Raw genomic sequence first — 25,134 nt, 5'->3', positions numbered from 1 at the left:
TCAGAGCAAGCGGCATTTTAACCCAACACAAGCTCCATCTCACATACTACAAGGTTGCTGAAAGATAGGGGTGGGTTGGTAAGGCGCGATCGCCGTCCTCTATGATTACGCCTATCCGCCTCTACCAAAGCCCCATACTAGGCTTAGCTTGCTGAAACGCCTGTACTAACTTTCCATCTCGCTCGTTTCACCGCCGATTTGACTTAAAGCCCAAGCTGCCCAGCTTTGCACCTCTACATTGGGATGGGCCAAGGTTGACAGCAACTCAGCTACTGCCGCTTTACTATCGATTGGTTCACAGGCGATCGCAATATCTTGAACTGCCTCTATTGTGAATTTTGGCTCTAATGCCTGAGAGATGGTTGCCTGAATCACAGAGTGTAAGAGCGCGATCGCCCGATCGGAACCTGTGAGTCTCAGCAGTTGATACTTAAACTCCAAAAGAGCATCTTCTGCGGGCATGAGCGGCTTTAGCTAGTTGCCAAAATTTCTGACAGCGCTTGCTTCACCGTAGGGTATTGATATTGCAAGCCATCGGCGAGGGCGTGCTTTGGCAATACCTGCTGGCCTTCTAGAACCACCTTGGCCCCATCTCCCAGCAAAGCTTCTAAAGCAAAATCAGGGACTGGCAACCAGGAAGGACGATTGAGCACCTCGCCCAACACGTGACAAAACTCAGCCATGCGGACTGGGTTAGGAGCAGTGCCGTTATACACCCCTTGCAGGTCGCTTTGGGTCAGCGCTTGCAGAATTAGACTGACCAAGTCTTCGCGATGGATCCAAGAAAACCATTGCCGACCACTACCAATCGGCCCGCCTGCAAACAGCTTGAACGGAGGCAGCATCTTAGCCAATGCACCGCCCATACCTAAAACAATCCCAATTCGCACAATTACCAAGCGGGTGCCGCTATCCTTGACCTTTTGGGCTTCGGTTTCCCAGGTTTGGCAGACTTGAGCCAGGAAATCTTGACCCGCAGCACTGGTTTCGTCAAAGGCAGCGGTTTCACTGGTGCCGTAGTAGCCCACTGCTGAAGCGTTGACTAGCACAGCAGGTTTGGGGTTGGCTTGGTTGATCGCTGCCACGATGTTTTGGGTGCTAAGTTGGCGACTGCTCAAAATCTCTTGCTTACGAGATTCAATCCATCTGCCGTCTGCGATCGCTTCCCCTGCCAAATTCACCACCCCATCACAACCTGCAACTGCCTGCTGCCAAGCACCGGGAGTCGTGGGGTTATAAGGCACAATCTCTACATTTGAGAAAACGCTGCCGGGAAACAACCGCTCAGCCCGCTCACGACCACGGCTGAAAATGACGACTTGATGGCCTTCCGCCTGTAACCGCTCGACTAATCGACTCCCGACAAAACCTGTGGCACCTGCAATCGCAACTTTCATATTCTCTTCCGTTACTTAAAAATGCCTTCAAAAAGCTGGCTTAAAGGAGACTGACCTGGGATGTAAAAACAGCAAAGAAACTTAAAGCTCAGTATACAGAACTGAAGCTGAAGCTGTAGTTAAGCGCACAATTAGCGATCGCACTCCTAGCTAGGGCAGCGAGATTCGAGCCAAGATCTAATAAAGTGAAAAGGAACCCCTACCTGTGTTCTCGCTTTGCTGACTGAAGTACTCGGCCTTGTTTTCCCACCCAGCTTTTGGGTTCAGCTAACTGTTGTCGGAGTCTGGCTTAGTTGTGTTGTGCTCTTAGCAGAGTGGCTAGGCCGCTACACTCAGACCGATGCCGAGATCGTGCGGAAAGTCGTCCATATTGGCGTGGGCAATGTCATTTTGCTGGCTTGGTGGCTCCAGATTCCCGCCTGGATGGGAATTACGGCTTCTATTTTGGCAAGCGCGATCGCCTTTATTTCTTACTACGTCCCCATCTTGGCCAGTATGAACAGCGTGGGTCGCAAAAGCTGGGGCACCTTTTTTTATGCCATCAGCATCGGGGTGTTGATTGCTTGGTTCTGGCCCATCCAGCAGCCTCAGCACGCAGTTCTCGGCATCTTGGTAATGACTTGGGGAGATGGGCTCGCCGCTTTAATTGGTCGCCGTTTTGGTCGCCATCCTTACAAACTCTGGGATATGCAAAAGAGTTGGGAAGGATCATTGACGATGGCAGCAGTGAGCTACGTGGTCAGTAGCGCCATTTTGTTTGGAGTGCAAGGAAATACTTGGCAAACTTGGTGCATTCCGCTGGTAGTGGCTACCGTTGCCGCTGGATTAGAAGCTTTCTCTAAGTTTGGAATTGATAACTTAACCGTACCCATTGCCAGCGGAGCTTTAAGTTTCTTATTACACAAAATTCTTTTTCCAAGCTAATAAATTAGCTAAATTTGGTTTCATTATAAATAATTGACGCCTTAGATTATTTGTTAAATTTGTATCAAAAAATTAATGCTTTTGAAAAGTCAGGATTCAATCAAATTTGAGCGTAAAAACAGATACAGTTTCAATCTGGCAACCCACATAAGCTATTAGTCTTTAGCGCAGCATTAAGCTGGGTCTAGAGATTACAGTCATTCATCTAACGTAAAAGCTAACGACTTCAGGTACTTCTGTTGGCAGACTCTAAGAGTCATTAAACCGCTTCTGCCGATAGATTCAAGGCGATACATGAGGAGAGATGATTGTATCGTTCCGATCAAAGGGACGACATCGTTTTTATTTGCAATCACCTTATTGAAGTCAATGAATTTAGTTAGTCAAATTAATCTGAATTTTTTTAATTTCGATATTCCTTTAGTTCGCTTTAAAGAATCTGCTTTTGCGATCGAGGATTTGCCCGGTTTATGGCGAATTCATTGGCAAGTAGGTGGTCAAACAATTATTTCCACCTTTTATACACGCATCGATCAAGCTTGTATTCTCTGGGGAGTCATCTCGATCGCTATCTTCGCAACGGCTCAGTTTTTACCTATTAACTGGAGTTTACAAGCCGTTCTGTGGTCTGGCGTAACGGTTTTAGGCACCCTGGGCATGCATGGATTAACAGCACCTTGGAGCCAATTTGAGCATTTCAAATGGGTGCTGCGCTGGTGGGCTTGGTTGATGCTAGGTGGTTTAGTGATTACTGACCTCAGCATTTTTTTGGGTTGGGGCAGTATGCTGCTTCAGCTTTGTCCGCTATGGCTGGGATTAAATGCAGTGGGTTATTTGGGCACAGGTTGGCGGATGCGATCGCGAGCTTTTATCTTAGTAGCGCTCATTCACTTTCTCGGTATTTTCATCCTGCCTTACTTTGCAGCTTGGCAATTTTTGTTGACTGGAGTCGTGATCGGGGTCAACGCTCTGCTATTAGCAGAATTGCAGTGGGATTCTAGCGGCAACTGTACTCAAGAAATTTTGTCGGATTAATTGTTTTATGTAGGTTTTATGTGATTTATGCGAGCTAATTAATTTGCATAGCGATCGCTACAAAATTTCATAAAACAAACTAAACCTAATAAATCTAAATACTCAGAACTAAACTCGGCGAAGAATAGATAGGGTACTTCACCGAGCTAGAAAGATTTACCAGTAAAAGTCACAGATTAATTTAGACAATTTACAACAGCAGTTATGCAATTTAGGATTGCAATAATTGAGGTTAGATTCGGTTCTCTGGGTCAGGGCAGACCTGGCAAGCGCCTGATTGGCTACCGATCATAAGACCGACTTGATCTCACATCTCCTTCAAAAGGCTGGACACCAGTCGCAGGATACTCATCGTCGGTAGGGCTAAAGATCCGGCTAACCGCGCCAAAAACAAACTGAACTAAATCATTAAAAGTTGTACGTAACTTCATAAGGTTGCTCTCAAGATTAGTGAGTAATGACTCGATCTAAACCAAGCTATGTAACCTGATATCTTCATTATCGCCAACTCCTTTAGAAAGAGCCGTAACGCGCATAATTCTTTAGCTTAGTTGGAGCACCATTTACTCTTCTTGATACTGCTTTACCTTTGATAATTAATCAGGATGTGCCGAGTCAGCTAAGACTTGCGATCGCCCTAAGACTTCTTAGTTTTCTCTCAGACAAGTCACTAATTTTGGTAATTTTGACTATAATTATTCAAAGGCCCTGTTACAACAAAACCCAACCTGCCAGAAAAGGCCATTTGAATTTGAAACAACTGACACGGCAATCGATAGCTAGTTGTGAAAAGGTAATTTGAAGCAACATGGTTGAATTGCTTGGTTGAGGCAACCTAGGGGATTGAGGGCAAACTTGCTGCCTTGCAAAGAATCAAACCTGAAAATTTTGCTGGTCTAGGAGAGAAGGGTGGCCAATTTAGAGCTGACGCTACAGCCAGAAGACTATAGTTTGCTGACCGATCTCTATCAGCTCACCATGACCGCCTGCTATACCGGGGAAGGTATTGAGCAGCGTCGGGCTAGTTTTGAGCTAACCGTGCGACGCTTACCAGAGAATTTTGGCTATCTAGTGGCGATGGGTTTGGCTCAAGCACTGGAGTACTTAGAACAACTCAAATTTAGTGCAACGCAAATTGCAGCTCTACAAGCCAGTGGCATTTTTAGCCAAGCCCCCGATCGCTTCTGGAGCTTGCTAGAAACGGCTCGCTTTACCGGAGATGTTTGGGCCGTTCCAGAAGGGACTGTTGTCTTCGCCAACGAACCGCTGTTAAGAATCGAAGCACCTTTGTGGCAAGCCCAAATTGTAGAAACCTATCTACTCAATGTGCTGAACTACCAAACGCTCATTGCTACCCGCGCCGCCCGAATCCGAGATGCAGCGGGTCAGCAAGCCGTGTTGCTAGAGTTTGGCACTCGTCGCGCTTTTGGCCCCCAGGCCGCACTCTGGGCCGCAAGAGCCGCTTTAGCTGCTGGCTTAGATGCCACCTCCAATGTGCTGGCAGCTTTCCAGCTCGGTCGTCAGCCCGCCGGGACGATGGCTCACTCTTTAGTGATGGCTTTAGCTGCCGTCCAAGGAAGTGAAATCGAAGCGTTTACCGCCTTTCACCGCTACTTCCCGGGGGCTCCTCTGCTAATCGACACCTACAACACGATCGCCGCTGCCGATCAACTCGCTCAGCAAGTCAAAGCTGGCACCATGACCCTGGAAGGAGTAAGAATTGATTCTGGCGATTTGCTGGCGCTCTCTCAGCAAGTGCGATCGCGGCTTCCAGGCGTGCCCATTTTTGCCAGTGGGGATCTAGACGAGTGGAAAATTGCAGAACTGCGGGCCGCAGGCGCTTGCATCGATGGCTACGGTGTAGGCACCCGATTAGTCACTGGAGAGCCTGTCAATGGCGTGTATAAGTTAGTCGAACTGGATGGTCTCCCTGTCATGAAAGAGGCTAGCGGTAAGCTAACTTATCCAGGGCGTAAGCAAATTTTTCGCCGCTTTGAACACGGACAAATCCAGGGCGATCGCTTAGGGTTGATTACAGAAGTTTCTCAGCACGAGCAACCATTGCTACAACCAGTCTTTAAGCAAGGGGAGCGCTTACAGCCACCCGAATCCTTAGAGGCGATCGCTGAACGCACAGCCACAGCAGTGGCTAGTTTGCCCGCAGAGCTACGTCGCCTCGATCGCCCATCCCCGTCCCCTGTGGAAATTTCCGCTCATCTCCTAGAACTAACAGACAAAACCCGCCACGCCTAACAGTCACGATTTGCGACTCCTACCTCTAGACTCCTGCCTCTATTGGATGCTCCTTTATGACTCACCCATTTTCCTTGTCACTCCCTATGCTAAAAATTGCTCTCTTTGGCACTAGTGCTGACCCACCGACCGCTGGGCATCAAGCGATCTTAAGCTGGTTATCTCAACACTTTGACTACGTCGCGGTGTGGGCTTCTGATAATCCTTTCAAATCTCATCAAACGCCTCTAGAGCATCGAAGCGCTATGCTGCGGCTGTTGATTCAGGATATTGAACCGCCACGGCACAATATTAGTTTGCAGCCAGAACTTAGCAGCCCTCGGACCTTGATCACCGTAGACCAGGCACGTAAGCAATGGCCTGATGCAGATCTCACCCTCACGATCGGGGCAGATTTAGTGGCTCAATTGCCTACTTGGTATCGAATAGAAGACTTACTGCAACAAGTCAAGCTTTTGGTTATTCCACGGCCAGGTTACCCTCTAAAGGATAATGATTTGGCGGAATTAAGGCGGCTGGGTGCAAAAGTTGCGATCGCTGACTTAACTGGCCCTGCCATTTCCTCCACCGCCTACCGCGAAGCAGGCCAATCAGAAGCATTATCCCCAACCGTTGAAGCCTATATTCATCAAGAGCAATTGTACGCATGCCAGGACACCGCCCCAAAAAGAGTGCAGATCCGGTAACCCAAACAGCATTAGCGGACTTCAAAGTTGGAGTAGACAACGTCATCTTCTCAGTCGATACCCTTCAGAACCGCCTCCTAGCTTTATTAGTCATGCGGCAAGAGGAGCCATTTCTAGGTCAGTGGTGTTTGCCCGGAACCTTGGTGCGACAGGGAGAATCCCTAGAAGAAGCTGCCTATCGGATTTTGGCTGAAAAAATTCGTGTCAAAAACCTTTACCTAGAACAGCTTTATACCTTTGGTGAACTGGGTCGCGACCCCAGAGAAGCCCCGGATAGCTATGGCGTGCGCTATCTTTCAGTTAGCTATTTTGCCCTCGTACGGTTCGAAGAAGCAGAACTGGTTGCCAATGGTGTGAGCGGTATTGCCTGGTATCCCCTAGAGCAAGTACCCCAACTAGCCTTTGACCACAATCGAATTCTGCAATATGGGTATCAACGACTTCGTAACAAGCTGGAATATAGTCCTATAGCATTCGAGGTACTACCGGACCTGTTTACGCTCAACGACCTCTACCAACTTTATACAACTGTACTAGGCGAGAATTTTTCTGACTATTCCAATTTTCGCTCTCGTCTGCTCAAGCTCGGCTTTCTCTACGACACTGGTATCAAGGTGTCGCGAGGAGCAGGACGCCCCGCAAGTCTCTACCGCTTTGATGCCAATGCCTTTGCTCCGTTGAAAGACAAACCGCTTGTATTCATTTAACTTCACTTAATATTTACACCGCCTTGAAGAATACATAAAGCAGCCTTGAGAGTGCGTCTAATCACCAAAATAGATTGACTAACATATAGCGGAACCAACTATATTTAGTGCATCATTTAGTGCATCGTTGGGCACAGAAAATAGAAGCTTTAAATTCTAGAACTTGAAATGGCGACTTCAAAAATAAGTTTTAATGAGATAATGACAATCTCAGATATTAGATATAAAAAAATATTTGTTGTTAGCTAGAAACCATTAGCAGGAAACAAACAGGAAACACTGAATGTCTCCCAACCAGTTACTGATAAAGTACGCTCTCCGATACCCATTTTGGAATTTCATTACCATTATATTGGGCTTCTCAGGAGCCTTATTTAACGGTGTTAGCACCACTCTAATTGTGCCTGTAGTCCTGGGCTTTTTAGGTCAAGATGTGGTTTTGAATAGTGGCCCACCCATCATCCGAAGAATTATGGGTCTGTTTGATAGTGCTCCTGAGCAGTATCGACTACTGCTAATGCTGGGGGCCATTCTATTTGCCATTGCTCTCAAAAATATAACTGGATATGTTAACTCCTTGTCTGCAGGTCATTTAGCTCGTCTGTTAGTCAATGATCTCAGAAAAGAAGGATTGAGAATTCTTCTAGAAGTTGATTTAGACTTTTACACTCGAATTAAGATTGGTGATATTACGAATCGAATTGGTAATGAAGTCAGTCGAACTGCCAGGTCAGTTCAAATTATCTTTCAACTCGTTTCAACTGTTGCCACCATCTTGGTATTTGTTGGCATATTACTATCAATATCCTGGCAGTTGACCTTGGTTGCTACAGGCTTACTTTCACTAGTTAATCTAACTAATCAATACTGGATTCATCGCTCTAAAGAATTTGGTCGTACCTTAACCGAGATCGCCCGCGTTTACTCTAGTCGCTTGCTAGATGTCTTAACTGGTATTCGCCTCATTAAGGCTGCTGGCAATGAAGAAAAAGAATATAAGCAACTTGAGAATTTGATTCTGATCCGAGAGAAGGCTGAGTTTCAATCTCAGGCTAACTCTGCAGCGATCGGACCCGTGAACGAAATGTCTGGACTGCTGGCAGTGTTAGCAATCCTCTTTGTGGGGCGGACTTTTTTCTTCCAGCAACTAGAAGCTGTCTCGGCTGTATTACTGACTTACTTATTTGTCCTCTTTCGGCTCCTTCCCGTTATCAGTCAGTTAAACAACGCCCGGAACGCATTTGCGAATGCCTCGGCTAGTGTGGAGAGCGTCACTGATTTCCTCCGTCGCGACAACAAACCCTTTATGCAAAGTGGTGCGGTGGCCTATAAGAAACTAGAGCAGGGCATCCGATTTGAAAATGTCTCGTTCGCTTATCCTAGCCGCAACAGCTTAGTTTTGAAAAATGTAGACCTCTGGGTACCACGAGGAACAACGTTGGCTTTGGTAGGAGCCTCTGGTGCCGGAAAGTCAACGATGGCTGATTTGTTGCCTAGGTTTTATGAGCCTACGGAAGGCCGCATCACTATAGACAACCAAGATCTGCGAGAGTTTAATCTCCAATCCCTAAGAAGGGCAATGGGGATCGTTAGCCAAGACACCTTCTTGTTCAATGATTCAGTCCGTAACAATATTGCCTATGGTAAAGAGGATGCCACCGATGAGGATGTAATTGAGGCGGCTAAGCGATCGAATGCTTACGAGTTTATTGTCCAGTTGCCTCAAGGCTTTGATACACCTTTAGGCGATCGCGGTGTTTTACTCTCTGGGGGCCAACGTCAGCGCCTTGCCATTGCTCGTGCCCTTCTGCGTAATCCGGAAATCTTGATCTTGGATGAAGCAACCAGCGCCTTGGATACAGTGTCGGAGCGCTTAGTGCAACAAGCTATAGACGAACTGAGCCGCGATCGCACCACTTTAGTGATTGCTCACCGACTCTCCACGGTGCAAAAAGCGCATCAAATCGCGGTAATGGAAAAAGGCTCTGTTGTAGAGCTAGGTTCCCACGAAGAGCTGTTAAAACAAGGTGGTTATTATGCCCGCCTATGTCTAATGCAGTTTTCCGAGGACACCCAAGAAGCCCTCAAAGTCAGCAAGCATGACGCTTTATCCAAAACCTCTTATGAAATTCGTAGTCGGCTGAATTCCATGATTGGTTCCTTAAAGCTGATCGTTGATGGTATGACGGAAAACCCAGAAGAAGCCAACGAACTTACGGAAGAAGCCTACTACTCGGCAGTTAAGCTACTACAAACTTTAGAGTCTCTTGAAGATACAACCGAGATGAAGTCTCCAGTTTAACTTCCTGGATATTGGAGCCTATAAGCCATAAATCTCACGAAATTAACTTATAGTTTGTAGGTTTTAAAAACGCTTAGTTCCAGTTGCCATTCTCAGAAATAGGGCTGACGAGCGATCGCAAACGACGCTGCAAACCTTGAGTCTTAATCAATAGGTAGCGACGCTTGAGGAAAGTTTGCTGTCCCCAGGGGTTCGCATTCACCCAGCGGTAATAAGCTGGCGTTGCCGTATTGATCAAGAAGTTGCACCAACGCTCAACCATCTTTGCAGGTTGGCTATCTTTGGCACGGGTTTTGCCGTGCTCGATCATAGCTCGGCGGAGTTCTGGCTCATTCTGCAATCGCTTTAGTGCTGAAAGCGTATCCTTTGGGGAGTGAACTTCGAGATAATCAAGGTCACTTTGTCGTTGCGCCCTAAATGCAGATTCACAACCTAAAACTGCTGGAACGCCTGCATGCCAAGCATTCAATAACTTAGAAGGAGGCTTCCAGAGATACTGTCCGTCATACTCAAAGCTACGTACGCCAATCAGGACGTCTACATTGCTATAGTCATGCCATTGTTCAGGTCTGACTATTTGCCAATTCAGCCCGAGAGCTTGTAGTTGCTCTTGCCAAGCGGGATCTTTTAGTTCCGCTGCCAAGTTGTATTTGATACCATAGTAAGCCACATTCTCAATGCGATCGCCGCGTTCAGAACAGCGTGGCTTTAACGAAGGCTGTATCCATAAAGGAATGTAATAGCTCTCCCAAAAGTTGCTGAGTTGCTGCTGCTTGGGATCCTGAGAATTTTGAACGATGTGAAGCTGAGCATAGGGATGGTTAGGGCGATCTGCCTGGATGCAAACCATCAGCACCTTCGGCTGAGGCTGTAGATCAAATGCTAAAAAGTCCCGATGAGAAACTAGGATTCCTTCCTCTGGTAAGTGCTGAATTAGCTGGCAAGGAAAGCCAGCTTCCTGTAAGTAGAGGAATGTCTGCAAAACCCAATCATATTTGCCACTTCGGTACTTTTCAGAAACTGAAAACTTCCATTGCCAATATTCGGCCATATTTTTTGGAAGTCCATCAGGTGGGAAATCTTGGCAAGGGATGTAGAAGTAAATGGGAGGCAATGTTTGAACCATAGGAGTGCCTGATACTTGTTAATTTAAGTTGAAGTACCCATCTAAATAAATCTTAATTCTGGCTTTAACGGTCTCTACTTTAGTAGCTTCTATTAAATAAAAAATCAGAGTTTACTTAGCCGAAAATTTTGGCATCAAGCAGATCTAAAATTTCTACATCTTCATTGAGATCAAACTTTCTAGCAAAGGAGAACTTTTCGCTTTTAAGCGTCTCATAGTCCTGAACAGTTAATGTTCGAGGATGTCCTGCTTGGTCGCCTGAGAAATCAACATAACGTCTATCGTCATTACATAGATGGAATAAACCACTATTCACTAATATTGTTTGAATCAAAGACTCATCGGGAACAACCGTTCGTTGGTAGTAATTAATGAGAGATCGATCCTGTATGAAGAAATTTCTGAGGAAATTAATACACTTTCTGGACAGAGAATGCCACTGTCTGCCACCATAGCAGACAAATTTCTCATTAAATGGCACTGATCGGGCTGGTAATCCTATTAGAGAACCATAGGTTGGATAAAATCGGATAGGTGACAGTCGTTCAATTTTTGACCTACGAACAAAGAACCATCTAGCTAATTTATCTGGTAACTCATAATAGTGATAGCAATAACGCCTGTGTCCTTTTTCTGCTCCCCAAGGACTTTCTGGAGAGTTAATGTCCCAGTAGCGCATAAATCCATCGTAGCCACTGTCACTTAAAAATTGTTCCATCTGATGTAGTGACTGGGTAGGGTAGTCTTGCCCTGATAGGTAGACCAACCAATCAAATTCCTGATTATGCTGGTGCAGCCATTCGATAGCATTAAGGTATGGTTGCAGGAGAGAAAATCTACCCCGCCTTACGGAAAAATTAATCTTAAGCAGATCAATATTTGGTAGGTCACGCAATGGTGAAAAATCTAACTGACAATTTATGAAGTCATGCCCAATTAATATTTTTGCGGTTGGACTAGACCGTTTGATCGTTCGAACAAGCCGATAGATTTGTTCTGGATGCTTATGAGTTTGGATGAAATAGCAAGTTGTCATGTAGTCGTTTAGTTTATGCTCTTAGAGGGGCTCAAGCACCCTCCGCCTTTTCCTCTAGGTATGAAAAATGGTACTAAAGAAAAATATTATTTGCTGCGTCCTAAAACTGTTTTGATTGGGCCTGAGATTCGCGATCGCATAATTCGTGCTTGGTGCCGCAAATCCTTTGTTTCAACTGCTAAATAGCGCTGAGTCAAAAAGGTTTGCCGTTGCCAACTAGGGTCTCCGCACCAACGCTCATAGGCTGGAACGGCAACATCCTTGAGGAAATCACTCCATTTCTCAGCTAGTTTAGTAGGTTTGATCGCTTCTGCCCGTAATCTGCCATTCTCGACCATTGCTGCTCGCAACTCTTTGTGATCCCGTAGTTTTTTTAGAGCTGCTAAGATTTCGGCCATTGAGTTGACCTCAATGTAATCCAACTCTGTTTGGCGCTCGGCTTGGTAGGCTGATTCACGGCTCAAGATAGCAGGTACACCAGCATGCCAAGCATTGACTAATTTAGAAGCAGGTTTCCATTGGTAATCACTTTGCTTACCAAAATTTCGTACTGCCAAAATAGCGTCAACCTGGCTGTAATCATGCCAGCGATCGCGACTAACAATCTGCCACTGCAAGCCTAATTGACTCAGTTGCTCTTGCCACATTGAAGTTTTTAGTTCCGCAGCTAGTTCACGCTCTCGACCAAAGAAGGCAATATTCTCAAAGCGATCGCCACCGCTAGAGTCACGAGGAATCAGACCAGGTTGGGGCCAAAAGGGAATGTAGTAGCTCTGCCAAAGTTTGATTCCACGAACTAGCATTTCCTCTTGAGAATTTTGTGCAAGATGTAGCTGTGCATAAGGGTGGCGAGCTTTATCGCCTTGAATGCAAACGATTAGCGATTGCGGTCCTGGTCGCAGTTCATCAGGGAGCGAATCTCGGTGGGCAACCAGGATACCCACAGTGGGCAATGTTCCAACTAGTTCACACGGAAAGCCTGCATCTCGAAGCTGCAAATAGGTTTGTAGCGTCCAGTTATAGATCCCTCGGCTACCTACCTGAGAACACTGCCATTGCCAATAGGTACTAGCATGCTTAGGCATCTCAGCAGGCCAATCGGCCTCAGGGATATAAAAATAAGTTGGTGGTAGCTTTCCAGGCATAGGGTACGGAAAAAAGTGGAGGCCAAGCAAGGTAATAATGGATAAACACTAATAATACTAAGGCTTGAAAATTGGCATAAATCCTTAAGGAGTACCAGTAACACGAGACATAACTGTGCGGAAACGGCTACGCAGTCCTAAATAGTTACGAACTTGTTGCAAGTTTTTCCGCATATCCTGTGTCTCAATTGCCAGCTGTCGTCGCATCAAAAACGTTTCTCGGCTCCATTCTGAGCCATTACACCAGCGTTCATAAGCTGGAACTGCTACATCTGCAAAAAAGGTTCGCCAGCGCGCAATCAGCTTTTCAGGTTGGGTTTCTTCAGCGCGCATTCTTCCATTGGCAACGATCGCTCGGCGCGATTCTGGATCATCTCTGAGTTGTTTAAGTGCTGAGAGCGTCTCATCTAATGAAGCAACTTCTATATAGTCCAAATCGCTCTTCCGCTCTGCTTGGTAAGCTGATTCGCAACCTAGAATCGCTGGTACACCCGCATGCCAAGCGTTATACAACTTGGAAGCTGGCTTCCAGTAGTAATCCCCTTGTTTATTAAAACTACGTACTGCTAAGACTGCATCTACTTCGCTGTAATCATTCCAGTACTCTACGTTACTGATAAGGCGCCATTGTAGTCCTAAGTGACCTAGCTGCTCGTGCCACTGTGGGTGTTTGAACTCTGGAACAATATTGACTTCCCGGCCAAAGAAAGCAATCGTCTCAAAGCGATCGCCTCGATCAGGATTGCGAGGAATTAAAGTTGGTTGTGGCCAGTGGGGAATATAATACTTTTCTCCAGGCAATAGATACCTGTCTCCTAGTAAGCGGTAAGGTTTAAGGATTTCCTGAGGGTTCTGAACTACATGGACTTGAGCGTAGGGATGGGGAGTCTTATCGCCATACGGCACCACAATTAATAGCTTGGGCCTAGGACGTAGATCGGGGGGGACAGAAGACAAACCAGCAACGACAATCCCTTCAGTAGGCATGCTTCCTACCAGTTCGCAAGGAAAACCATTCTCTTTAAGGCGAAGGTAGGTTTGTAAGATCCAATTGAACGTTCCCGTAGAACGGCAATTTTTATAAACCTCTTGATAGCTGTTCGTACTCTCGAGCATATTACCGACAGGCCAGTCGGCTTGAGGAAGATAAAAATAAATCGGGGGTAACTGGCTAGTCATGGGTGTAATCAGAATAGGTAATTTGTACGAATATCACTAGCGCTGGGTAAAAGATGGTGCTTTTGAGCAACTACTTATTAAAGCCAAGCCTGAAACTGGAGGTCATATTGCCCCGCTTGCTCAGGGGGGTACCAACCTGACTCAATTTTTTGAATCAGGCTAGGCAGAGCCGCAATAAACTCGGGGCCACGGTCTTTAGGATGCACCGTCCAAGCTTTCGGAGAGTCAATAACAGCCCGTACGTATTCAGTATCTTCAATCCGATTGGAAACCATGATCTCCCAGGAATCTAAAGCGTTTTTGCCAGTGAGATAGTTCAGGGTCGTTTTAACAGGGTTGGGTAACTGATTGAGAATTTCGTTTTTGTACGATCGCCACAGAATAGGCAATGGTAGTAGCTGCTCAAACCGCTTAACGTCGATTAGGTAAGCCCGACTACTAAAGAATTTGAAGCGATAGAAGCCATCGGGATCACGATCATAGGGGACACGTTGATACAGGCTACCGTCCATCGTCGGTGGTCCAGTTAAGGGTCGGACAGCCATGATCTCAGGATGTTTTTGCAGCAGTGCTATGCCTTCCTCAATCCAGCTATAGCCAGGAGCTTGGTGGAGCAACATATCGCTGTCAAAGTGAAGTACATAATCACTCTGGGCTTCCTCGATCTTAAAGAGGGTGCCTAAGATGGGATAACCTTTATAGTTGTGGGTTTGGCGAATCCGGCGACCGAAGTGTTTAGCATAGATACGGTTGTGGTAGGCTTCCGAGTAATCGATATCAGCTACTCTATCAACCACACCTGACTGCAAGAGCTGGTCACAGTTGCTTCGCACCTCCTCAAGAGTGCCAATACCTGGGCGACCAATCTTGTCACCGGAGAGCGGAGCAGTGTCGATGGCTAGAAGACGTTGGGTGAAAGGAAAGTTGCAAGCCCTCACTAAATGAGGAATGGTGTGCATCATGAAGGGAACATCAGTCCGCGCCGCCAGTATGGATAATGAGCAAGTGAGAGATGCCATTAATCTTTCCTTAACTTACGTGGAATTCAAATATGCCGGGGGTAGTAGAGCCTGCCAAAGGCTTTGCTTCTGCCATTGATTTTAAGTGGGTATTGACATTGTTTTAGGGGTTGAAAGCCCAATAAATAGCCTAAAGGACATCCTGCAAAGAAAACATAAAGTCGATGAAGATTTTTAAGAAGAAACCTTGAAAATATCAACTATTCAGCTCAGATGGTTTGCAATTTTAGAGCCTTATTAGTAGGGTTTAGAGGATTCATGCCTGTTAGCAGTTGAAACTTCAATTATAAAGATCAACGGATTTTAGACTGTAACTCATGAAGAAAATACATGAGTGCCCTTAAGTTGCCATCAAGCCTGTACGCATGGAGAGTTCAATGGTAGACGGTATCTATACCCTTGCTAATGATGTGGTCTATGACCAGTTAGTAGCTCTCCTCAACAGCATTGAAGCGAACGTTGGTAGCTCACTACCCGTCTGTGTCATTGCTTATGACGAGCGAGTAGATAAGGTACGTACAGAAATTGCCGCCAGAGAGAATGTCACGCTTTTAGAAGATCCGACTTTATTTGCCCCTTGGGAAGACTTCTCAAAACAGGTTTGGGCAGCTCATCCCACTGCACTGAAAACTTGGCAAGAACAAGGAATTTCTGGGGTTCATCGTCTAGGCATGAATCGACGGTATGCGGCGTTTGATCCAGTCGCTCCTTTTGAAAGATTTATCTACTTAGACGCCGATGTTCTAGTGATGAATTCCTTACAAAACATTTTTCGGGCGCTAGATGCTCATAATTTTGTTGTTTATGATTTCCAATACAAAAGTCCTCGGCACATCTACAATTTACAATCTCCTAAGCTAAAGATAGTTTTTCCGGAATCTAGGATTCGCTCAGAAGTTTTCTGTGCTGGCATGTATGCCTCTAAACGAGGATTGCTAGACCAAAAACAACGCGACTGGCTGATTACTCAATTGCAAGCAGGTGAAGCTGAGGTTCTTTGTATGCCTGCTCCTAATCAGTCTGTGCTGAACTATATGGTGATGCGGTCTGAGATACCCGTGCACAATCTGGCCTTACAGTTGCCAGCAGATCAGGCGACTGGAAATGCCGTTACTTCTGATCATTTTGAGCTGAGGGATCAGGTTTTGTACGACAAGGAAGCACAGCTTACTTATCTGCATTACATTGGTTTGTCTTCTAAACTGTTTGCTCGGTTGTGCAGTGGAGAAAATATAGAATTTCCTTACCGCGACATTTTCTTGCATTATCGCTATCTGCACGAGCCTGAGAAACGTCCCCAGTTTACAAATAAGCCCCAAGCTTATGATAAACCTCCTACTTTTGTGGATCGGGCATTGAAGAAATTGGGATTGAGTCGCTGAGGTTTTAAATGAGCCGTGGAATTTACATTCTGGCGAACGATCGCGTGTTGGATCAGGCGATCGCTTTGCTTAACAGTATTCGAGCCTATGATGCGGATACACCCATTGTCATGATCCCCTATAACGATCAATATCAGGTTGCAGCCGAGCAATTGCAGCGATCGCATGGGGTTCAGGTTTATGACGATATGGCGTTCTTGCAACGTTTGTCAGAGCAATTGCAGCAAGTTTGTGGAGATAAACTCTTCGATCGCCCCAATTTACTTCGTAAACTTGCTTGTTGGTTTGGCCCATTTGAGGAATTTCTTTATATTGATACAGATATTGTAGTTTTCGAGAAAATCAGTCATGTTTTAGAGTATTTAACTGACTATGGTTTTCTTTGTTATGACTACCAATACACAGGTGGCATCAAGCAAGTTTTTATGCCCGAAATCATCGAAGATAAAATCTTTAGTGATACTGAACTAAAAGACATATTTAACAGTGGCTTTTGGGCTTCTAAAAAAGGCTTACTCACTGAAGAAAACATTTATGATACTTTTAGGGCCTGTGTTAGCCATCCTAAGTATTTCTTTTTGCTCAACTCTGACCAAACCGTTCTAAATTATCTGGTCTTAAAGCATATTCCGCAGCGGTTAAATTTAGCTCAAAGCCCGCAGAAGCAACCTGGCTGCTGGGCTGGAAGCAAACACTTTCAGCAGCAAGGAAATATCTTGGTCGATGCAAAAGTTGACTTGCCACTTCGCTATTTGCATTGGGCAGGAGTAAGAATTCAGCCAGGTGGTGCTTACTGGGACACTTGGAAGCACTACCGCTATCTGCATGAGCCTGCACCCGCTGATCCAATCTCAGCCCTACCCAAGGGGAAATTCTGGCAAAAGTTAGTCAACAAAGTTCGGAGCCAATTCTGATGCCTGCACCAAACAGAATCAATTGATTTGTTAGCTAGTCCTGTTAGCTAGCTATTAATTAGTAACGTGTAACTCTTAGAAACCTACAGTTAAAGTTTATGAGTACTAGTATTGTCACAGGTGTTGCAGGGTTCATCGGTTCTCATCTGGCTGAGACACTGCTCAAACGCGGTGAAAGGGTGATTGGAATCGATCAATTTAATGATTACTACGATCCAGCACTTAAGTGGGGAAATATTGCTGGCTTCAAAGAACATCCAGAGTTTCAATTAATTCAGGGTGATATTCAAACGGCCAATTGGGCAGAGTTGCTGGCAAATGCTGATGTAATTTACCATCAAGCGGCTCAAGCTGGGGTGAGAGCGAGCTGGGGCTCAGGATTTTTAGCTTATACCGAACGTAACCTCAATGCGACTCAGATTTTGCTGGAGGCGGCGAAGGAGGCCAAGCAGTTAAAACGATTTGTGTTTGCCTCGACTTCATCGGTTTATGGCAATGCTGAAACGCTGCCTACCTATGAGTCTATTTGTCCGCAGCCCGTTTCTCCCTACGGGATTACTAAGCTGGCAGCGGAGCGCTTGTGCTGGCTATATCACCAAAATTTTGGGGTACCTGTGACAGCTCTGCGTTACTTCACGGTTTATGGACCCCGCCAGCGCCCAGACATGGCGTTCCATAAGTTTTTTAAGGCAGTTTTAGAGGATCAGGCTATTCCGATTTATGGAGACGGTCAGCAAACTCGTGACTTTACCTTTGTTGCTGATGCGATCGCCGCTAATCTAGCAGCCGCAACTGTCCCTGAGGCTGTAGGTGAAGTCTTCAATATTGGCGGAGGCAGCCGTGTAGTCTTGACCGAAGTGCTGGAAACAATGGAAAAAATTGTGGGTCAGCCGATTCGCCGCAACCATATTGAGTCAGCGATGGGAGATGCCCGTCACACAGCAGCCGATGTTTCTAAAGCTCAAAAGTTGATCGGCTATGAGCCAAAGGTCTCGCTAGCAGAAGGTTTAGCCCAAGAATGGCAGTGGATTCAGGCTTTATACGCCTAAGCAATATCGCTTAGCGCTTAATCCACGATCCTAGATTAGTAGGTGGTATATAGATTAGGACTTTGAGTGGTGGGACAAAGCCTACACCACTCAAAATTATTACCAGTTGTCGGACTACTGATTACTGGGCAGCTACAGTTGCGTCTGCCTTGACGTAATCGGGTAAGGAGTTGCGGAGGCGATCGCCATACAAGGCCAATGCATTGCCACCCAGCAGCAAACCGAGGTGGTCGCGATCGTACTCAGTCGCGGTCGCTGCATCCTTGACACAATCCTTCAGAACACCATCCCAGTGACCGTAGTCGCCAGAGAAGCAGGGAATGTGCTTGCCCGCTTCACCCATCGCTTGAGGCATATAGGAAGGGCCTGGATCATCCGACTCGTAGGAAGCAAAGATTTGTCCGCGATTGAAGTAGTCTAGGGGATCGCGGTGACGCAGGTCGTAGTGCTCATATAAGCTTGCGTCATCAATCTTGGCTGGATCGTGCTCAGCGCTCCAGAGCAAGTCGAACAGATTTTTTGCCTGATTGAGTAGATTAACGTTTTGCACACCCCGCTCTTGGATCATCAGCTTGGTGAAGTCCATTAGCGAAGGACGGTAAGGATTCTTAGGATCGAAATCGCGAATCCGCTTCTCCCAGTGTTCATGGAAAGCATGGGCGAGGTCGGGAATCCAACCACAGCCACCTTCGAGAAAACCAACCCGCAGTGTGGGGAATTGCTCAAAGGCACCATCAAATACCATCCGCGCCATTGCTAGCTGCTGCTGATTGCGCTGCACGAAGATGTGGCTGAGCACAAAAGTCTCCATGTGGTCAGCAATACCACCCACCATGTAGGAACCAGGGCCACCGTGAATGCCGAGGGCAATATCAAGGTCTACTGCGGTTTGCAGGAGTGGGCGGAAGTCGGGATGGCTAATGTTCTTGCAAGTGCGGACTTCGGGGAAAGCATCGGGGGCTTTGGGATGCGGAATCGGCATGTTGGGGGCCACAGCCACACCGATCATACCTAGCTCGTTGACGCAGCGCTTCATCTCGACTATGGCCGCATCCACATCCTGTAGAGGAAGCACACCGATAGGCTTGAGGCGGTTGTCATAGCCACGGCAGTCGTCTGCCATGTAGGTGTTGTAGGCGCGACAAAGGGCAATCGCAAAATCTTTATCTAAAATACTAGAGAAAATTAGGTTGAGCGTGCCGTAGATGACTTGGACATCTACACCTTCGCGATCCATGTGCTCAATCCGAACCCGGTTGAACATGGCACCCAGGGTTGTTTCAGGATGGAGGTTGCGGAAGCCACCTTTGCCCAAGCCTTGAGGCTGAGGAAACATCCGCACATAATCGTTTTTGCCAGTAGCGGGGTTAAAGTCAATCAACTTAGCCCGCTGGTCACCCAAGCTATCAATCACTAAACCAATGCGATCACGATACTGTGGCTCTATATAATCCCTCAGTAGCAGGGGATTTTCGAGCTTATGGGCATCCGCATCGATCACCAATAAACCTTGATACATGAACGCTCCTCAGTGATATAGCCTATAAAGCGGAGACAACAGGGACAACAGTTCTCAGCAGCGTTGTAGCTTTGTCTCCGACAAACTTTGCTAAAGAAGTTATCGAGTTTTTGGACAAGTGTAACGTCTAAGCCGTCTTACGCTGTAAGTAAGCCAGAATTTGGCGCAGGCCAAACCAATGCTCAAACGACCAAGTCATAGAACTGAGAATGGTAATGCCAGGATACTTAACGAAAGCAGGGTGGTTTTTTTCGAAGACGGCATGTCCGCCCAGGGCAAATACTTGAGTCAGCACGAGGCAAACTAAAGTAAGCCGCCAATCGTAAAATAGCAAGATTACCGCTGCGATCGCCAAGATATTAGTCAGATGATGCAAAGCCTGATTAATCGGGTTTTGATGACTGGCGACAAAGTGGGCTTTCGATTCTTGCAACAACTGTCGAAATTCGCTCAAGGTGGCATCCTCACGCGCTAAAAATTCATGCCAGAAATAGTGAACTATTGTTTATGCAACATAGCACTAGGGTTCTGGCTTCGGCGAGGGCGATCGCCTATTTCCTATAAAAATCACCCAGTTGGGCTGTCTCTGAGCTAGCGCTACCACCACCGCAGTTGGAGATAGTTGCGTTCGGGTTGGTTCAGTTCTTCTTCGTTTAACCATTCCACAGGCTTGTAGGTGCCAAAGACGTGATCCCACCAATCTACAGCTAAGCCAAAGTTGTGATGCCACATACCATATTTATGGTGCACGTAATGCACAGGCATCTTCATCCAGAAGCATTTGGTGGGATTTTCGTGCTGGAGTTGATGGGCATAAGCTGAGAATGCCGCAAAGGCCAAGCCGCCCAAAAGCCACCCAGTTCCGGCAGGAATGGAGACAAAAAACATCAAACCCAGCACAATAATTGTGCCTCTGACATAGTCTCGGAATTCCCACACCACACCTTGTCCTTCGTTTCGCCGATGGTGATCTCGGTGGCGTTCTCCGACTCGCGGGGAAGCGTGCATTAAGCGATGCATCCAATATTCAACCAAGCTAGCCAAAATAAAGGCGATGACGAAACAAGCAATCCCGATGGCGATCGGCTCTAATGTCAACATGAAGTCTCCTTATTCACCCATTACCCCAAAGAACCAACTTAAAGTTATTTTGGCATCCTTCTTAGCTGCTCTGGGGCTACTTAAGAGATGTCTTTAAAACATGACTTAAGGCTGAGGAGACGAGATGGAGACGCGATCGCAAGTTGCCTCAGCATAGATTGGTTTGGCTGGGTAGTGTGGCCAACTGGCTAGTATAGATTTGAACTCCGTGAATAAATCAGCTTTAATCGGAATTCAATGCACCTGTGCTGAGAAGTGCGAGGGAGAGACGAATGTCCAGTTTTTTGTTGCCGATTTTGGCGACCGTGAGTCGTCAAGTTAAAAATAGCTTTGTGAAAAAAACTCGTCGCCCTTTGGCGGTGCAAGAGCAGTTTTTGCGAAACTTGCTCCTCGCCTATCAAGACACAGCGTTGGGACGAGACTATGGTTTGCGAGACATCAAGACGATTGACCAATTTCGCGATCGCATCCCCGTTCTGCCTTACAGCAGCTACGAATCCTACACCGAGCGGATTGCCAAGGGTGAGCAAAATGTCTTGACCCCTGACCCCGTGGTATATCTCAACCTCACCAGCGGTTCGACAGGCAAGCATAAATTGATTCCTGTCACCAAACGCTTTCAAAATTCTCTGCGGCAGGCCAATTTAACTAGCATTGGTTTCTTGAGCGATGGGTTACGGCAACGGCGATCGCAATTTGGCAAGCTCCTGGCTACCAACTCAGTGCAACTTATCGGTACAACTCCGAGCGGTATTGACTATGGCCCTGCCAGCGTCGGTGTATTGCGGATGGGCAAGTTTTTGTATGAGCAGTTGTTCACACACCCTTACGAGACGTTGCTGCCCAATGAAAGTTCGACCCGCCACTATCTTTGCTTGTTGTTTGCCCTCAATAATCCAGATCTGCGAGGGATCGGGGCAAATTTCCCCATGTTGGTGCTGCGAATTTGCAACTATTTAGAACAGTATGCCGAAGATCTGATTCACGATCTGGAAACGGGAGCGATCGCACCTTGGCTAAAACTAGAACCCAGCGTCCGAGTCAAGTTAGAACGCCAGTGGTCAGCTCAACCGCAACGGACCACACAACTACGGGAGATGCTCAAATCGGCAGGACGACTCACGCCGCAACTGGTTTGGCCTAATCTTGCTTATGTCGCGACGGCTCGCGGCGGCACCTCAGACTTTTATTTTGAGCGCTTCCCCGAATATTTTGGTGACACCCCTGGTTATGGCGCGGTTTATGCCTCCGCAGAGGGGACATTTAGCATCTACCCCGAACTCAACCAGGATGGCAGCATTCTGGCGATCGAGAGTGGCTTTTTTGAGTTTGTTCCCGAAGACCAATGGGAAGCCGAACACCCAAAAACGTTGCTAGGGCCAGAGGTGAAAGCGGGCGATCGCTACCGGATTTTGATGACTAACTATAGCGGTTTCTATCGGTATGACATTGGCGACGTGGTGGAGGTCACTGGTTTCTACGAGCAAACGCCACTGATTGTCTTTCGGCATCGGCTCGGTGGGCTTCTTTCTTCCACAAGTGAAAAAACTAATGAGTTTCATGTTACCCAGGTCATGCAGGCTTTGCAGCAAGAATTTGGCTTACCGCTAGAAGATTTTTGCGTCACACTTTCTGAAACTGAAACTCCAGCTCACTATCTGGTGAATATTGAGTTATTGCCAGAGCAAACCTTGACGAATCCAGTCGAGTTTTTACGACAATTTGACGAGAAACTTCAGGCAATCCATACCTCTTACAGAGTCAAGCGTCCCGATGTAGTGCCTGCTCCGCGATTGCGCATTCTCGCACCTGGTAGTTTTGCGGTCGTACGGCAACGGCAATTGCAAAAAGGAGTTCCCGACTCGCAGCTTAAGTTCCCTCACATTAGTGAGGACCGTCGCTTTTTAGCTGGCTTAGAAATTCAGCGAGAAGTTAGGTTGCCAGAGGATGTGGCTGTTTGTTGAGTGTTGAGTTGTTAAAAAAGGTGAGTGGTTACTCTCAAAGAATGAAATGGTTAGTTATATATAACCTTAGAGCGATCGCTCAAATCGATCGCACCCAGACTCTAACGGTTCATCCTTCATGTTTGACGCTCTCAACTCTCTATTTGAATTTTCCCGGACCCACTGTATCGCCATTTGCGCGTTCTTGGTGCCAGCTAACTTACTGTCTACCTCGCTGACCCTAGGGCTGGTGCTCTTGCGTCGTCCCAGCGTGCAGATTCAGCGAGCTGTTAGTTTAGCCAGTAGCTTCGCCCTCATCATGGTGCTGCATGTCTTAACGTGGCTGGTGATTGGCGTTGTGATGCCCCCCACCTACATTTTGTTTTGGTTGGCTAGCACCTGCCTATTGATTAATATCTGGGCGATCGCGCATCCGGGTAGCCTTAACCGCATTCTGGAGATGCTGCTCGCTTGGTTCAAGCTGAGACAGCCCAATGAACTCCAGCAACCCGAATAGTTAACCCATTCTCAATCGTTCTAGGCAGTATCTTCAGCTTGCCTGAGGGCTTGCTTGGCGACTCGCGTGGTGTAAAGGGCAGTCGCTATAGTGGCGAGCAAACCTGCCAACTGGATCAGCAGGTTTTCGGGGGTACCACTTTTGCCGAACATCCTGAAGCCGAAAGAGCCAAGATAGACGTAGAAGGAAACTACAGGCAGCATCCCAATCCAGGTAAAGATGAAGTAGTCTCTAAATTTGACCTTGGTACAGCTAAAGCCATAGTTCAGCAAGCTGGAAGGCAAAATTGGCGAGAGGCGAGTTAGTAAGATGATTTTCCATCCCTTACGGGCGATCGCTTTATCGAGTTCGAGAAACTTGGGATTTTTAGCAAGCCATTTCTTGATTTGTTTGCGGGCGATGGTTTTGCCCACGACATAGCAAGCCGTAGCTCCTAGGATGTCGGCAATTGAGGCGTAGAGCACTCCTTTGCTAAAGCCAAATAACGTGCCAGAACCGAGCATGAGTAAGGCGTTAGGTAGCCCAGCTAGGGTCATCAGGATATAGACGGTGATAAACATAGGAATAGCCCACGGTCCTAAGGTCCGCAGCCAGTTCCTGAGATTGAGAAACCAGCCCTTGAGAAAGAGCACACTAATTAAAGCAATTACAGCGATCGTAGCCACGAATAGCCAAAATCTTTTACGCCGCAACAATCGCATAATCGTATCCAGAAACCTTTGTGCTTTAAAAGCCTAAGAGTAAGGGAGTCTGGGCAGCGATCGCATCTGACTACAGATAGGAACCCGCTGTGGTTGCCAATGCTCGTAGCCAATATTGATGGTGATGGCCAATACAGCAGAAGCGATCGCTCTAGCTACATGATTGAGTAAGCTAAGCGATCGCTCCAGCGGCTTAAGAAAATTAGGCGATCGCAGCAACCGCAGACAACAAGCCATGAAATAGCTTCATGCCGTCGATATTGCCCAAAATGGGTTCGGCAGCCCGCTCTGGGTGAGGCATCATGCCTAAAACATTGCCCCGACGATTGCAAATGCCAGCAATGTTGTTGAGTGAGCCATTGGGGTTGCTGCCATTCTCAGGGGCTCCCGCCGCCGTGCAATAACGGAACAGCACTTGACCATTGGCTTCTAGCTCCGCCAAGCTGTCTGGGTCCGCGTAATAACTGCCTTCCCCGTGAGCGATTGGCAGGGTAATCACTTCACCCGCTCGATACTCCTGGGTCCAAGGCAAATCATTGCGCTCCACCTTGACCGGGACGCGATCGCAAATAAAGTGCAAGTCACGGTTTCGAACCAAGGCACCAGGCAGTAATCCTGCTTCTGTTAATACCTGAAAACCATTGCAAATTCCTAGGACTAGCTTGCCTTGCTCAGCATGCTTAAGGGTGGCTTGCATGACGGGAGAAAAACGCGCGATCGCTCCACAGCGCAGGTAGTCGCCATAGCTGAAACCGCCAGGAACGACCACGACATCTAAATCGGAAATATCACTTTCCTCATGCCAGACCATGCGAGTGGGCTGCTGCAGTAAGCCCTCGGTCACAGTCGCCACATCGCGATCGCAATTGGAGCCAGGAAACACGACAATGCCAAACTTCATGCATTTACCCCTGAGCTAAGGGTGGCTGATTCGGTGAGTTCAAACCGATAATTCTCGATCACAGGATTGGCGAGGAGTTGGTCGCAAACTTGATCCAGTTGCTGTCGAGCCGCTGCTTCATCTGCCGCTGTTAGCGTCAATTCCACATACTTCCCAATTCGCACTTGCTCCACATTGTCATAGCCCATATGTTGCAGCCCTGACTGCACTGCGGTGCCTGCTGGGTCCAATACGGAGGGGCGGAGGGTAACATAGATTCGAGCCTGATACTTTCGAGTCACAGCAGCGCCTTAACTTA

At 47.1% G+C, this 25,134-nt stretch carries 26 protein-coding genes; 11 read left to right on the top strand and 15 right to left on the bottom strand.

Annotation, left to right across the window (positions count from 1 at the left end; translation table 11 throughout):
• Positions 1 to 165: 165 nt before the first annotated feature.
• Together KME12_03365 and KME12_03360 are read right to left on the bottom strand one after the other, a co-directional pair.
• The gene (locus KME12_03365; GenBank protein ID MBW4486812.1) at positions 166 to 462 is read right to left on the bottom strand and encodes a hypothetical protein; all 297 of its coding nucleotides are present in this window, start codon (positions 460 to 462) and stop codon (positions 166 to 168) included.
• Between the two features lie 8 nt (positions 463 to 470).
• On the bottom strand, positions 471 to 1,397 hold the full coding sequence (locus KME12_03360; GenBank protein MBW4486811.1) for a TIGR01777 family oxidoreductase: 927 nt from the start codon (positions 1,395 to 1,397) through the stop codon (positions 471 to 473).
• A gap of 219 nt (positions 1,398 to 1,616) precedes the next feature.
• Between KME12_03360 and KME12_03355 the strand changes: the two genes are divergently transcribed.
• Both KME12_03355 and KME12_03350 read left to right on the top strand, forming a co-directional pair.
• Positions 1,617 to 2,321: an SEC59/DGK1/VTE5 family protein gene (locus KME12_03355; protein MBW4486810.1), complete on the top strand. Its 705-nt coding sequence runs from the start codon at positions 1,617 to 1,619 to the stop codon at positions 2,319 to 2,321.
• Positions 2,322 to 2,690: 369 nt separating this feature from the next.
• Complete coding sequence (locus KME12_03350) at positions 2,691 to 3,356, top strand: hypothetical protein (protein MBW4486809.1); 666 nt, start codon at positions 2,691 to 2,693, stop codon at positions 3,354 to 3,356.
• A gap of 281 nt (positions 3,357 to 3,637) precedes the next feature.
• Here the strand turns inward: KME12_03350 and KME12_03345 are convergent, their stop codons facing one another.
• The gene (locus KME12_03345; GenBank protein ID MBW4486808.1) at positions 3,638 to 3,787 is read right to left on the bottom strand and encodes a hypothetical protein; all 150 of its coding nucleotides are present in this window, start codon (positions 3,785 to 3,787) and stop codon (positions 3,638 to 3,640) included.
• A 478-nt stretch (positions 3,788 to 4,265) separates the two neighbouring features.
• Here KME12_03345 and KME12_03340 point away from each other — a divergent pair, with 478 nt between their 5' ends.
• The 4 genes from KME12_03340 to KME12_03325 all read left to right on the top strand — a co-directional run bounded on the left by KME12_03340 (position 4,266) and on the right by KME12_03325 (position 9,304).
• A complete protein-coding gene (locus KME12_03340) occupies positions 4,266 to 5,609 on the top strand; it encodes a nicotinate phosphoribosyltransferase (GenBank protein ID MBW4486807.1) in 1,344 nt (447 codons plus the stop codon).
• Positions 5,610 to 5,665: 56 nt separating this feature from the next.
• The gene (locus KME12_03335; protein MBW4486806.1) at positions 5,666 to 6,295 is read left to right on the top strand and encodes a nicotinate-nucleotide adenylyltransferase; all 630 of its coding nucleotides are present in this window, start codon (positions 5,666 to 5,668) and stop codon (positions 6,293 to 6,295) included.
• Entirely contained in the window at positions 6,256 to 7,002 is a 747-nt protein-coding gene (locus KME12_03330) for an NUDIX hydrolase (GenBank protein MBW4486805.1), read from the top strand. The genes KME12_03335 and KME12_03330 overlap by 40 nt, the downstream gene beginning before the upstream one ends.
• A 283-nt stretch (positions 7,003 to 7,285) precedes the next feature.
• A complete protein-coding gene (locus KME12_03325; GenBank protein ID MBW4486804.1) occupies positions 7,286 to 9,304 on the top strand; it encodes an ABC transporter ATP-binding protein/permease in 2,019 nt (672 codons plus the stop codon).
• Between the two features lie 73 nt (positions 9,305 to 9,377).
• On the opposite strand, the gene KME12_03320 is transcribed toward KME12_03325, so the two are convergent.
• From KME12_03320 to KME12_03300, 5 genes are all read right to left on the bottom strand, one after another.
• Positions 9,378 to 10,430: a hypothetical protein gene (locus KME12_03320; GenBank protein ID MBW4486803.1), complete on the bottom strand. Its 1,053-nt coding sequence runs from the start codon at positions 10,428 to 10,430 to the stop codon at positions 9,378 to 9,380.
• Between the two features lie 115 nt (positions 10,431 to 10,545).
• Positions 10,546 to 11,466 carry a beta-1,6-N-acetylglucosaminyltransferase gene (locus KME12_03315; GenBank protein MBW4486802.1) on the bottom strand — a complete coding sequence of 307 codons (921 nt, stop codon included), beginning with the start codon at positions 11,464 to 11,466 and terminating at the stop codon, positions 10,546 to 10,548.
• An 86-nt stretch (positions 11,467 to 11,552) separates the two neighbouring features.
• Positions 11,553 to 12,611, bottom strand: coding sequence for a glycosyltransferase (locus tag KME12_03310; protein MBW4486801.1), 1,059 nt, complete (start codon positions 12,609 to 12,611; stop codon positions 11,553 to 11,555).
• A gap of 84 nt (positions 12,612 to 12,695) precedes the next feature.
• Positions 12,696 to 13,790, bottom strand: a complete 1,095-nt coding sequence (locus KME12_03305) for a glycosyltransferase (protein MBW4486800.1) — start codon at positions 13,788 to 13,790, stop codon at positions 12,696 to 12,698.
• 77 nt (positions 13,791 to 13,867) lie between these two features.
• Positions 13,868 to 14,809, bottom strand: a complete 942-nt coding sequence (locus tag KME12_03300; GenBank protein ID MBW4486799.1) for a hypothetical protein — start codon at positions 14,807 to 14,809, stop codon at positions 13,868 to 13,870.
• A 377-nt stretch (positions 14,810 to 15,186) separates the two neighbouring features.
• On the opposite strand from KME12_03300, the gene KME12_03295 reads away from it, so the two are divergent.
• The 3 genes from KME12_03295 to KME12_03285 all read left to right on the top strand — a co-directional run bounded on the left by KME12_03295 (position 15,187) and on the right by KME12_03285 (position 18,154).
• Positions 15,187 to 16,191, top strand: coding sequence for an alpha-1,3-mannosyltransferase family protein (locus KME12_03295; GenBank protein MBW4486798.1), 1,005 nt, complete (start codon positions 15,187 to 15,189; stop codon positions 16,189 to 16,191).
• Positions 16,192 to 16,199: 8 nt separating this feature from the next.
• The gene (locus KME12_03290; protein ID MBW4486797.1) at positions 16,200 to 17,105 is read left to right on the top strand and encodes a methionine synthase; all 906 of its coding nucleotides are present in this window, start codon (positions 16,200 to 16,202) and stop codon (positions 17,103 to 17,105) included.
• Positions 17,106 to 17,203: 98 nt separating this feature from the next.
• Positions 17,204 to 18,154 carry a GDP-mannose 4,6-dehydratase gene (locus tag KME12_03285; protein ID MBW4486796.1) on the top strand — a complete coding sequence of 317 codons (951 nt, stop codon included), beginning with the start codon at positions 17,204 to 17,206 and terminating at the stop codon, positions 18,152 to 18,154.
• Between the two features lie 121 nt (positions 18,155 to 18,275).
• On the opposite strand, the gene KME12_03280 is transcribed toward KME12_03285, so the two are convergent.
• The 3 genes from KME12_03280 to KME12_03270 all read right to left on the bottom strand — a co-directional run bounded on the left by KME12_03280 (position 18,276) and on the right by KME12_03270 (position 20,774).
• Positions 18,276 to 19,673 carry an amidohydrolase family protein gene (locus tag KME12_03280; GenBank protein MBW4486795.1) on the bottom strand — a complete coding sequence of 466 codons (1,398 nt, stop codon included), beginning with the start codon at positions 19,671 to 19,673 and terminating at the stop codon, positions 18,276 to 18,278.
• A 127-nt stretch (positions 19,674 to 19,800) separates the two neighbouring features.
• On the bottom strand, positions 19,801 to 20,109 hold the full coding sequence (locus tag KME12_03275; protein ID MBW4486794.1) for a DUF962 domain-containing protein: 309 nt from the start codon (positions 20,107 to 20,109) through the stop codon (positions 19,801 to 19,803).
• A gap of 161 nt (positions 20,110 to 20,270) precedes the next feature.
• Positions 20,271 to 20,774: a sterol desaturase family protein gene (locus tag KME12_03270; protein MBW4486793.1), complete on the bottom strand. Its 504-nt coding sequence runs from the start codon at positions 20,772 to 20,774 to the stop codon at positions 20,271 to 20,273.
• A gap of 272 nt (positions 20,775 to 21,046) precedes the next feature.
• On the opposite strand from KME12_03270, the gene KME12_03265 reads away from it, so the two are divergent.
• Positions 21,047 to 22,738: a GH3 auxin-responsive promoter family protein gene (locus KME12_03265; protein MBW4486792.1), complete on the top strand. Its 1,692-nt coding sequence runs from the start codon at positions 21,047 to 21,049 to the stop codon at positions 22,736 to 22,738.
• Between the two features lie 118 nt (positions 22,739 to 22,856).
• Positions 22,857 to 23,234: a hypothetical protein gene (locus KME12_03260; protein ID MBW4486791.1), complete on the top strand. Its 378-nt coding sequence runs from the start codon at positions 22,857 to 22,859 to the stop codon at positions 23,232 to 23,234.
• 20 nt (positions 23,235 to 23,254) lie between these two features.
• Here the strand turns inward: KME12_03260 and KME12_03255 are convergent, their stop codons facing one another.
• The 4 genes from KME12_03255 to purS are packed head-to-tail and all read right to left on the bottom strand — an operon-like array spanning position 23,255 to position 25,117.
• A complete protein-coding gene (locus KME12_03255; protein MBW4486790.1) occupies positions 23,255 to 23,935 on the bottom strand; it encodes a TVP38/TMEM64 family protein in 681 nt (226 codons plus the stop codon).
• A 33-nt stretch (positions 23,936 to 23,968) separates the two neighbouring features.
• Positions 23,969 to 24,172 carry a hypothetical protein gene (locus tag KME12_03250; protein ID MBW4486789.1) on the bottom strand — a complete coding sequence of 68 codons (204 nt, stop codon included), beginning with the start codon at positions 24,170 to 24,172 and terminating at the stop codon, positions 23,969 to 23,971.
• Positions 24,138 to 24,836 (bottom strand): phosphoribosylformylglycinamidine synthase subunit PurQ, encoded by a 699-nt coding sequence (gene purQ, locus KME12_03245; protein MBW4486788.1) that lies wholly within the window; start codon positions 24,834 to 24,836, stop codon positions 24,138 to 24,140. The genes KME12_03250 and purQ overlap by 35 nt, the downstream gene beginning before the upstream one ends.
• Complete coding sequence (gene purS, locus KME12_03240) at positions 24,833 to 25,117, bottom strand: phosphoribosylformylglycinamidine synthase subunit PurS (GenBank protein MBW4486787.1); 285 nt, start codon at positions 25,115 to 25,117, stop codon at positions 24,833 to 24,835. The genes purQ and purS overlap by 4 nt, the downstream gene beginning before the upstream one ends.
• Between the last annotated feature and the right edge of the window lie 17 nt (positions 25,118 to 25,134).

It is taken from the genome of Trichocoleus desertorum ATA4-8-CV12, assembly GCA_019358975.1.
GTDB classification, from domain to species: domain Bacteria; phylum Cyanobacteriota; class Cyanobacteriia; order FACHB-46; family FACHB-46; genus Trichocoleus; species Trichocoleus desertorum_A.
The sequence above is the reverse complement of the archived record's forward strand: the minus strand, read 5'-3'. Positions and strand labels throughout refer to the sequence as shown.